Source organism: Aeromonas sp. QDB14 (genome assembly GCF_027707845.1).
Lineage (GTDB): Bacteria > Pseudomonadota > Gammaproteobacteria > Enterobacterales > Aeromonadaceae > Aeromonas > Aeromonas caviae.
Genome location: NZ_JAPCJD010000114.1, coordinates 1 through 9,508, shown reverse-complemented (window position 1 = coordinate 9,508; position 9,508 = coordinate 1). Strand labels below are relative to the sequence as shown.

The 9,508-nt window shown below is 64.4% G+C and carries 10 protein-coding genes and 1 pseudogene; 5 read left to right on the top strand and 6 right to left on the bottom strand.

Annotated elements, in window-relative coordinates:
- Positions 1-200 (top strand): hypothetical protein (locus PG887_RS21070; protein ID WP_270822840.1); only part of this gene is annotated, 200 nt, incomplete at its 5' end.
- Positions 201-243: 43 nt separating this feature from the next.
- Here PG887_RS21070 and PG887_RS21065 read toward each other — a convergent pair.
- Positions 244-2,193, bottom strand: coding sequence for a MacB family efflux pump subunit (locus tag PG887_RS21065; RefSeq protein ID WP_442866343.1), 1,950 nt, complete (start codon positions 2,191-2,193; stop codon positions 244-246).
- Between the two features lie 2 nt (positions 2,194-2,195).
- On the bottom strand, positions 2,196-3,353 hold the full coding sequence (locus PG887_RS21060; RefSeq protein ID WP_104455310.1) for an efflux RND transporter periplasmic adaptor subunit: 1,158 nt from the start codon (positions 3,351-3,353) through the stop codon (positions 2,196-2,198).
- A 148-nt stretch (positions 3,354-3,501) separates the two neighbouring features.
- On the opposite strand from PG887_RS21060, the gene PG887_RS21055 reads away from it, so the two are divergent.
- The gene (locus tag PG887_RS21055) at positions 3,502-4,182 is read left to right on the top strand and encodes a response regulator transcription factor (protein ID WP_104455311.1); all 681 of its coding nucleotides are present in this window, start codon (positions 3,502-3,504) and stop codon (positions 4,180-4,182) included.
- A 14-nt stretch (positions 4,183-4,196) separates the two neighbouring features.
- Positions 4,197-5,516 (top strand): HAMP domain-containing sensor histidine kinase, encoded by a 1,320-nt coding sequence (locus tag PG887_RS21050; RefSeq protein ID WP_270822838.1) that lies wholly within the window; start codon positions 4,197-4,199, stop codon positions 5,514-5,516.
- 89 nt (positions 5,517-5,605) lie between these two features.
- On the opposite strand, the gene PG887_RS21045 is transcribed toward PG887_RS21050, so the two are convergent.
- The 3 genes from PG887_RS21045 to PG887_RS21035 form a co-directional block, all read right to left on the bottom strand.
- Entirely contained in the window at positions 5,606-6,016 is a 411-nt protein-coding gene (locus tag PG887_RS21045; RefSeq protein ID WP_270822836.1) for a DUF6515 family protein, read from the bottom strand.
- Position 6,017: 1 nt separating this feature from the next.
- On the bottom strand, positions 6,018-6,311 hold the full coding sequence (locus PG887_RS21040; RefSeq protein ID WP_042877801.1) for a hypothetical protein: 294 nt from the start codon (positions 6,309-6,311) through the stop codon (positions 6,018-6,020).
- 146 nt (positions 6,312-6,457) lie between these two features.
- Positions 6,458-7,018, bottom strand: a complete 561-nt coding sequence (locus PG887_RS21035; protein ID WP_010672952.1) for a gamma carbonic anhydrase family protein — start codon at positions 7,016-7,018, stop codon at positions 6,458-6,460.
- A gap of 221 nt (positions 7,019-7,239) precedes the next feature.
- Here PG887_RS21035 and PG887_RS21030 point away from each other — a divergent pair.
- Positions 7,240-7,881, top strand: a pseudogene (locus PG887_RS21030) (ribonuclease T2 family protein).
- Between the two features lie 201 nt (positions 7,882-8,082).
- Positions 8,083-9,129: an NAD(P)H-dependent flavin oxidoreductase gene (locus PG887_RS21025; RefSeq protein ID WP_104455315.1), complete on the top strand. Its 1,047-nt coding sequence runs from the start codon at positions 8,083-8,085 to the stop codon at positions 9,127-9,129.
- 193 nt (positions 9,130-9,322) lie between these two features.
- Here the strand turns inward: PG887_RS21025 and PG887_RS21020 are convergent.
- The coding region (locus PG887_RS21020) for a hypothetical protein (RefSeq protein ID WP_270822835.1) at positions 9,323-9,508 on the bottom strand (186 nt) is incomplete at its 5' end.

The window sequence follows — 9,508 nt, the reverse complement described above, 5'->3', positions numbered from 1 at the left end:
TGTTTGGAGACAGCCAGTTTACCAGCACCCTGTCTGTCAACTTCCACTTCCCCAAGATCCCGCGAAGAACCTTTTTTTGTGGGTGTGGCGGGCGGGAGACAAAAAAAGACCGGGTACGGGACCCGGTCAAAGAACCCGCGCATTCAGGGAAGAAGTGCGGGCGTTCAGGCTTGGTGGCGGGGCCGGGCATCGGCCCCTGATCCGGTGTCGGGGTGAGTGGCGTCACCCCGGCGTCAATGCGGGCTATTCGCGCTCCAGTGCGTGGATGGGATCCAGCCTGGCGGCCCGGCGGGCCGGGGCGAAGCCGAATATTACCCCGATCAGGCTGGCGCAAAGGCAGGCCACCCCCATGGCGGCAAGGGAGTAGCTCATCCGGACGCCGCTGCTGAAGTGGTCGAACAGTTGGCCAAGCACCAGGGAGAGGGCGATGCCGAGCACGCCCCCCAGCAGGCAGATCAGCACGGCTTCAATGAGGAACTGCTGCTGGATGTCCCGGGTCCGGGCGCCGACCGCCATCCGCACCCCTATCTCCCGGGTGCGCTCGGTGACCGAGACCAGCATGATGTTCATCACCCCTATGCCCCCGACGATCAGGGAAATGAGGGCGATGAGGGCGATCAGCGTGGTCAGGGTGGCGCTGGTCTGGCTGATGGTCTGGCGGATGCTGTCGGTGTTGAGCAGGAAGAAGTCCTGGCTGCCGTGGCGCAGGGTGAGCAGGCGGCTGATGCCATCCTGGGCGGCGTCCAGGCTCACCTCGTCCCGCACCCGCACGCTGATGCTGCGCAGATGGCTCTGCCCCAGCAGGCGGCTCATGGCGGTGGTATGAGGGATCCAGACGTTGAGGGTCTCGTCGCTGCCAAAGCCGCTCTGGTTCTTGATGGCGACCCCGATCACCCGACAGGGCAGATCCCCCAGCAGGATCACCTGGCCCAGGGGGGACTGGGTCGGGGCGAACAGCTTGTCCCGGGTGTGCTCGTCGATCACCACCTCCTGGGCCAGGCTCTCCTCGCTCTGGCGATCAAAGCCCATGCCTTGGGCCAGGCGATAGCCCCTGACCTGGAAGAACTGGGCGCCGACGCCGTTGATGGTGCCGGAGACGGCGGTGTTGCCAAGACGCAGGGTGGCGCTGGTGCTGAGGCTGGGGGTGACGCTGTGCACGTAGTCCAGCCGGGCGATGGCCTCGGCGTCCCCGATCCGCAACGTCTGTATGGTGGCGGAGCGCATGTCCCCGAAGCCGCGGCCGGGGAACACCTCCAGGGTGCTGGTGCCCATGGCGTTGATGTTCTCCAGCACCCGCTCCCGGGAGCCCTGGCCGAGGGCCACCACGGTCACCACCGAGGCGATACCTATGATGATGCCGAGCATGGTGAGAAAGGTGCGCAGACGCTGGGCAACCATGGCCTTGAGGGCCATCTGCAGGGCATTCCCGAGCCCCGCCATCCGCGGGGTCTTCCCCCTGGCGGACGTCTTGGTGGCGGCCTGGGTCGCCTGGGGAAGGGCCTGTGGCTCGCGCGTGCGGCGATCGGCGATCACCCGGCCATCTTTCAGTTCGATGATCCGCTCGGCGTGGCGGGCGATGTCCATGTCGTGGGTGACGATCACCAGGGTGTGGCCCTGGCGATGCAGAGCTTGAAGGCTCGCCATCACCTCGGCGCCGCTCTGGCTGTCGAGGGCCCCGGTCGGCTCGTCGGCCAGGATCACCTCGCCGCCGTTGATGAGGGCCCGGGCGATGCTGACCCGCTGCTGCTGGCCGCCGGAGAGCTGGCTTGGCTTGTGTTCGAGCCGGCTGGCGAGGCCGAAGCGGGTCAGCAGGGCCTTGGCCCGCTGGCGTCGCTCGGCCGGATCCAGACCGGCGTAGAGGGCGGGCACTTCCACATTGGTGCGGGCATCGAGATCCGCCAGCAGGTGATAACGCTGGAAAATGAAGCCGAAGTGCTCCCGGCGCAGGGCGGCGAGCTCGTCCCGGCTGAGGGTGGCAGTATCGCGCCCGGCCACCAGATAGGCCCCCTCGCTCGGCTGATCCAGGCAGCCCAGCAGGTTCATCAGGGTGGATTTGCCGGAGCCCGAAGCGCCGACGATGGCCACCATCTCTCCACGGGCGATCGCCAGATCGATGCCATCGAGCACGGTGACGGTGCGCTCACCCTCTTTGAAGTGGCGGCGGATGCCCCGCAGTTGCAACAAGGTGCCCATGGTCACATCCCCATGGGGGGCGGCATGCCCCCGGCGGCGTTGCTCTGGCCTGCGTTCACTTCGCTGACGATGACCCGCTCACCGGTGCTCAGGCCCGACAGGATCTGGGCATCCACCTTGTTGTTCAGGCCGACCTTGACCCGGCGCAGGCTGATCCGGCCTCCGTCGTCGATCACCCTGACCTGATCCCCCTGCAGGGCGATGGCCGGGATCACCAGCGCATCTTTGAGCCGGGCGACCACCAGATAGACCTGGGCCGTCATGCTGATCCTGAGCTGACCATCCTGGTTGGGCACCTCGAACAGGCCGTGATAATAGATGGCGCTGCTGTCGCTGCTGCTGGTGGTGTCGTCGTCATTGATGGTGTCGGGGGCGGGCTCGATGGCCCGCAGGGATCCCTCGAAGCGGCGCTGGCTGTTGCCAAGAATGGTGAAATAGACCGGCATGCCGACCCGGACGTTGATGACGTCGGCCTCGGAGATCCTGGCCTCCACCGTCATGGTGTCGAGCTGGGCAATCTTGAGCAGGGTAGGGGTGCTCTGGCTGGCGTTGAGGGTCTGCCCCTCCTCCACCGGCATGGCCACCACGGTACCGGAGAGGGGGGCCAGGATCCGGGTATACCCCAGGTTGACCCGGGCTGTGTCCACCGCGATCTCGGCCTGCACCCGCTGGGCGTTGAGGGCCCGGATATCGGCCAGGGTCTCGTCCAGGGTCGCCTTGGCGCTGTCATGGTCGGCCGTGCTGCCAAGACCTCTTGCGACGATCTGCCGCTGGCGCTGGTATGCCAGGCGGGCATTGCGAAGGGTGGCCTCTTTGGAATCCAGCTGGGCCTGGAGGTTGTCGCGCTGGGCCAGGGCATCCTTGAGGGCGTTCTGCTGGGGCAGATCGTCGATCTCGACCAGCAGATCCCCCTGTTTGACCTCCTGCCCCAGAGTCACGTGCAGTTTCTTGATCTGGCCCGATACCTGGGCGCCCACGCTCACCTGCTTGCGCGCCTTCAGGGTGCCGTCCGCCATGATGAGCTGCTCCAGATCCCGGGTCTCGGTACTGGCGGTGATGTAGTCGCTGGCGGGTGCCTTGGCTTGGGGGCGCCAGGCCAGTAACAGGGCGAGGGCGCACAGAGGCAGCAGCCAAAAGAGACGAGGGGAGAACGTGGGCATGACAACCTGTATCCTGAATGACGATCACGGCGGCACTCTACCCCAGAGCCGGGTTAAGGCTCTTTGCGCCAAGCGTAAGGGTTTCGTAAAAATGGCTGCCAAGGGCGGAGCAAGCGGCGAAAATGGCCACCGACAAGGGAGACCCTATATGAAGATCCTGCTGGTGGATGACGACGCCGAACTGGGCGTCATGTTGAGTGAATACCTGGGAGGGGAGGGGTTCGAGACCACCCAGGTGCTGACCGGAGGGGAAGGGGTGCACCATGCCCTCTCCGGCCGTTACAGCGCCCTGCTGCTGGATGTGATGCTGCCCGATCTGGGGGGGACTGAGGTGCTGCGCCAGGTGCGCCAGCGCAGTCGCCTGCCGATCATCATGCTGACCGCCAAGGGGGACAACGTGGATCGGGTGGTGGGGCTGGAGATGGGGGCCGATGACTATGTGCCCAAACCCTGCTACCCCAGGGAGCTGGTGGCCCGGCTGCGGGCCGTTCTGCGGCGGGTCAACGAGGGGGGGAGCGCAACCCCCTCGCCGGATGCCCTCATCCTGGGGGATCTGACGGTCACGCCGGCCAACCGGGTCTGTCTCTGGCAGGGGGAGCCGCTGGAGCTGACCGCCACCGAGTTCAACATGCTGGTGTTGCTGGTGCGAGCACCGGAGCAGGTGGTTACCAAGGACATCCTCTCCCTGCAAGGGGTGGGGCGCCCGCGGGAGGCCTATGATCGCAGCGTCGATGTGCACATCTGCAACCTGAGGCAGAAGCTGCAACAGAAGGCGGGGGAGGCCGTCACCATAGAGACGGTGCGCAGCATAGGGTACAAGATACGGTGATCCTCAAGGGACGTTTGTTCTGGAAGATTCTGCTGGGGTTCTGGCTGGCCATAGTGCTGGTCAGTCAACTGCTCTGGCTCGGTTTTCGTGCCGAGCGTGACCCCCCGGAAGAGCACCTGGCCCAGCAGTTGGCGAGCCAGCATCTGGAGATGGCGGCAGCCGTGCTGGCAAAGGGGGGAATCGAGGCTGCGACGGCATTGAGCCAGGCCATGTCGCCGCCGTTGCTGCAGATAACACTCCTCGATGTCTCCGATGCGCCTCCCCGGCCAGCGCCCCGGGCATCCAGGTTGACAGCCTCCGGGGAACCTGGCCCGGGCAGCGTGCTGACACGCACCGTGATTGCCAGCGACGGGCAGACCTATCTGCTGCAGACCAGAGCGGACCCGCGCGCTCTCCCCGGCGGGCCTGCTCCCGGTCCCCTCTCCTGGCTCAACATTCCCCCGCCCATGCTCTGGATTGGCGGCCTGGGGGGACTCTTGTTCAGCATTCTGTTCGCCTGGCACCTGACCCGGCCCATGAACGCCCTGCGGCGCAGCTTCGATCGGGTAGCCAGGGGGGATTTGGGGGTCAGACTCTGGCCCGCTCTGCGCTGGCGCCGGGACGAGCTGACGGAGGTGGCGAAGGAGTTCGATCTCATGGTGGAGCGGTTGCAGCAGTTGGTCGAGGGGCGCGAGCAACTGCTTCACGACGTCTCCCACGAACTGCGATCCCCCCTGGCCCGCATCCAGATGGCCATCGGCCTGGCGGAGCAGCGCCCGGAGAAGGCAAGCGACGCCCTGGCGCGGATCCGGCTCGAGACGGAGCGGATGGACAGGATGATAGGGGAGCTGCTGACCCTCTCCCGTGCCGAGCAGGGCCACGGGCTTGAGCAGAGCCACTACGACCTGCTGGCGCTGGTGGAGACCGTCGTCCAGGATGCCAAGTTCGAAGCCCAGCAATTCGGAGTCGAGATAGCGCTCGAGGAGGCGCTGGGGGAGGGTTGTCTCCTGCTGGGGCATGCCGAGCTGATGCGCCGCGCCGTGGAGAACGTGGTGCGCAACGCCCTGCGTTTCTCGCAGTCGGGCCAGATGGTGAGTGTTCGCTTGCTGCGCCTGGGCCAGGAGGTGCAGCTCTCCATCGCCGATCGGGGGCCCGGGGTGGAGGAGGGGAAGCTGGCGGGGATCTTCGACCCCTTCGTGCGCATCGGCTCACCCCGCATGGGCAAGGGCTACGGGCTCGGGCTCGCCATCGCCCGCAAGGCGGTGATTCTGCAGGGGGGCACCATCCAGGCGCGCAATCGCGCACAGGGGGGTCTGAGAGTGACCATGACGCTGCCCCTGCATGACCCGTCCTGAGGTACGCGGCTCAGACCCGAGTGGGGTAAAACCCCTGTAATGAAAGAGGGGGCCAAGGCCCCCTGCTCGTATCTGTTCCTCCGTGCGATTCAGCGCAGCGCCGCTGGCGGCGGCACCTCGGTGTAGCGCCCGTCTATTTCTCGCAGGTAGTAGTGACCCTCCCTGACGTAATAGCGGCGGCCATCCAGATCAAGAGGGATGAGCCCTGTCTCTGCCACCACCAGGACCTGAGAAGGCGGGGAGACCACCACATAGTGGTTCTCCTGCCGGCGGTAGAAAATGCCGTCGAGCACATAGTAGGTGAGCCCGGCCAGCAGCAGGGTTTCCACCCCTCCCGGCAGCCTGTCGACGCGGTGGCCGAAGCCAGGACCAGCCCCATGGCCGTACTGCGGGGCAGGGCTCTCCCATCCGCCCGGTCTGCCCATGTTCCCCGGACCCGCCATGGCGGGCAGGGCGATGGCCATGGCAAGCAGCCAGAGTGAAGGGCGGTGCAGACTCATCTCACTGCCCTTTGAGCGGCGCACCGGCGGGCTGGGGTTTGAGTGGCTGGGGCGGCAGTTCGCGCACGCTGACCGTGACCTCGTAGCGGGTATCCGGCTTGGCGGCATCAATGTTTTTGGACAGCGCCTGGACCAGGGCCTGGGGATCCGCACCCTGCTTGCTGGCGTGATAGAGCACGGAGGGGGGCGGTGTCATGGGACCTCCCTGGCGGGCGCCCATCGGGGGCGGCATCTCGCCTGCATGAAGGAGCGTGGTGCCCAGCAGCAGGGCAAGGGCGACAGGATAGCGTGACATGATGATGACTCCATTGATGGGAACGCCCCCATCAAACGCGACGCGTGCGCCCGGCTCAACCACCTTTACACCCTCTTTTCGCCCTCTTTACAGTTGTGACAACGGGCGCCGTGGCGCCCGTTGTGTGTCGTGAACCGCTCACCGGATCAAAACTCGTTGGAGAGCGCCTTGTAACCCCTGACCAGGTCGATGTTGGTGTGAGCCACATCCTCGGAGAACTCGGTGGCGTCCACGGTGACGCGCGGGATCTGCGCCAGATCGCTCTGCTGGTTGATGCGGGTGGTGGAGGGGACATAGAAGCCGGGGGGAATATCGCAGCCATCGACCACGGAGTTGTGGCGCACCACGGACCCTTCGCCGATGTGGCAGTTGAACAGCACGCTGTTGAAGCCGATGAAGACCCGGTTACCCACTTCGCAGGGCCCGTGGACGATGCTGCGGTGGGCGATGGAGCTGAACTCGCCGATGGTGACGGCAGCGCCGGATTTGGAGTGGATGACGACGCCATCCTGAATGTTGGAGTTGGCGCCGATGACGATGGGTTCCATGTCACCGCTCTCGTCCACTTCGTCTGCGCGGATCACGGCATAGGGGCCGACAAACACGTTCTCCTTGATGATCACCTTGCCACAGATGATGGCGGTCTTGTCGATATAGGCGGATTCGTCGATAACGGGCAGGTGACCTGAGGGATTCTTGCGGATCATGTTACGTCCTGTTGCTGATGAAATCGGGGAAACGTGGCGCGTCATGAAGGCCCGCCGGAGAGCCAGCTTACGCCTCTGATCCGGCAGGGGAAACCTTTTACTGGTCTGACCCACAGTGAGTAAGGCCATTTTGAGCGATTGTTCTTTGACTCCCTGTTATGGGAGCATGAGGGCGCAAAATGGGGCGCCACCGGGTGCAAAGAGATGAGGGGGAACGAGAGATGAAGCAGGTCATGGTATGGCTGGTGGGGTCGCTGTTGTGGATCTCCGCCGCCCAGGGCAAAGGCTATGCGGGGGAGTTTGACTATTACGCCATGGCACTCTCCTGGTCGCCCGAGCATTGCGCCATCAAGCCAGGGGATCGGGAGCAGTGTGCCCGCAAGCTGGGGTTCGTGCTGCATGGGCTCTGGCCCCAGTATCAGCGCGGCTACCCCGCCAGCTGCACCCGCGAGCGGCTGGATGCGGACATGGAGCAGCAGTTTGCCGGGCTCTACCCCAGCCGCTTCCTCTATCGCCATGAATGGGAGAAGCACGGCACCTGTTCCGGTCTGAGCCAGGAGGCATTTCACTAATTGGCCAGCGATCTGCGCCAGAAGGTGAAGATCCCGGCCGCCTATCAATCGCCGGAAGAGCCGCTGCGCAAAAACAGCTTCCAGCTCAAGGCCGATCTGGCGAGCGCCAACGAGTGGCTGGCCCCCGATAACATCACGGTGGCCTGCGCTGATGGGGGCCGTTTCCTGCGGGAGATCTACATCTGCATCAACAAGCAGGGGACGGATGCCGTTCCCTGCTCCGACGAGATGCAGAAGCGGGAGCGCCGCTCCTGTGGCCAGCCGGACTTCCTGCTGCGCAGCGTGCGTTGACACTTCACGTTCGGCCCTTCGCGAGCCGATGTGCCATGAACCTCAAGGAGCCTGATGGATGAAAGCCAAGACAGGATGTCTGGCCGGGAACTGGACAGGCGATATCGCCAGACGACATGTCAGCACGTCAGGTGCGCTATGCCGACTCAACCCGCCTCTGGCGCACAATCAGACTGACCATCAGAAACAGGAAACCGTCATATGACGCTCTTTGCCGAACTGGGGATGCGCTATCCCGTCATTCAGGCCCCCATGGCGGGCGTGCAGAACAGCGCCCTGGCGATGGCGGCGACCAGTGCGGGGGCACTGGGCTCCCTGCCTGCCGCCATGCTGAGTGGTGCCGAGCTGCGCCAGGAGCTGAGCCGCCTCGCCGCCAGCGGGCCGGGCCCATACAACATCAACTTCTTTTGCCATCGGCAGCACGAGCCGGAACCGGCTGCGGAGCAGCGCTGGCGCCAGGTACTGTCACCCTATTACACCGAGTTCGGGGTGGATGCCGCGGCGCCGTCGCGAGCCCCCTCTCGGGCCCCCTTCAATGACGAGCATTCGGCCCTGCTTGCAGAGTTCAGACCTGCCGTAGTCAGTTTCCACTTCGGCTTGCCCGAGCCCGAATTGCTTGCCCAGGTAAAAGCCACAGGCGCAAAAGTGTTTGCCAGCGCCACCACGGTGGCAGAAGCGCAGTGGCTTGCTGACCACGGAGCCGATGCCGTCATCGCCCAGGGGCTGGAGGCGGGTGGCCATCGCGGTCACTTCCTGAGTGAGGATCTCAGCTTGCAGCAGGGCACCTTTACCCTTCTGCCACAGGTAGTGGCGGCAGTAGCGATCCCGGTCATCGCCGCCGGGGGCATAGTCGACGGCAAGGGGATCAAGGCTGCCTTGGCACTGGGGGCCAGCGCAGTCCAGGTGGGAACGGCGTTCCTCTGCTGCCACGAGGCGACGACCTCGCCCCTGCACCGTGCGGCGCTGCAGGGGAGGCATGGCCAACACACCGCACTGACCAATCTGTTCAGCGGCCGTCCGGCGCGGGGGATGGTCAACCGCTTGATGCGGGAACTCGGCCCCCTTTCGGTGCTGCCGCCAGACTTCCCGTATGCCAGCGGCGCATTGGCTCCGTTGCGTGCCGCAGCCGAAAAGGCGGGTGACCGCGGTTTCTCGCCACTCTGGGCCGGGCAGAATATATCGGGTTGCCGCTCCATGGCGGCAGCCGAGCTGATCGCTGCCTGGGTTGCTGAGGCAGGACTGGTCTGAGCGTCACTTTGTGATTCTCTTCCTTTGTATATGGATTGATATGGTCAGCAACCCTTCGAACAGGAGACGGGCAGAGAGGAACGGGAGGTAATAGGGTGTATAATGAGCCCTTTTCGGGCTTGTCCTGTGGGTAAGTCTGTATAAAAACTGTGTTTTGATATGAATAACTAAGAATTGGCATTTTTTTGCAATTTTATTGCGATGAAGGCTTGCCAATGTGATCTATGTCTCTATAATGCGCCTCCATCGACAGGGCAAGCGGTAACGCAAACAAGCCTGTCGGTGCCTCGAAAAAGCCTCGTAAAATAAGGCTTGACTCGAGAAGGCGGTTGAGTAGAATGCCACTCCCGCAGCAGCCAAAAGCTGCGTCGCTCTTTAA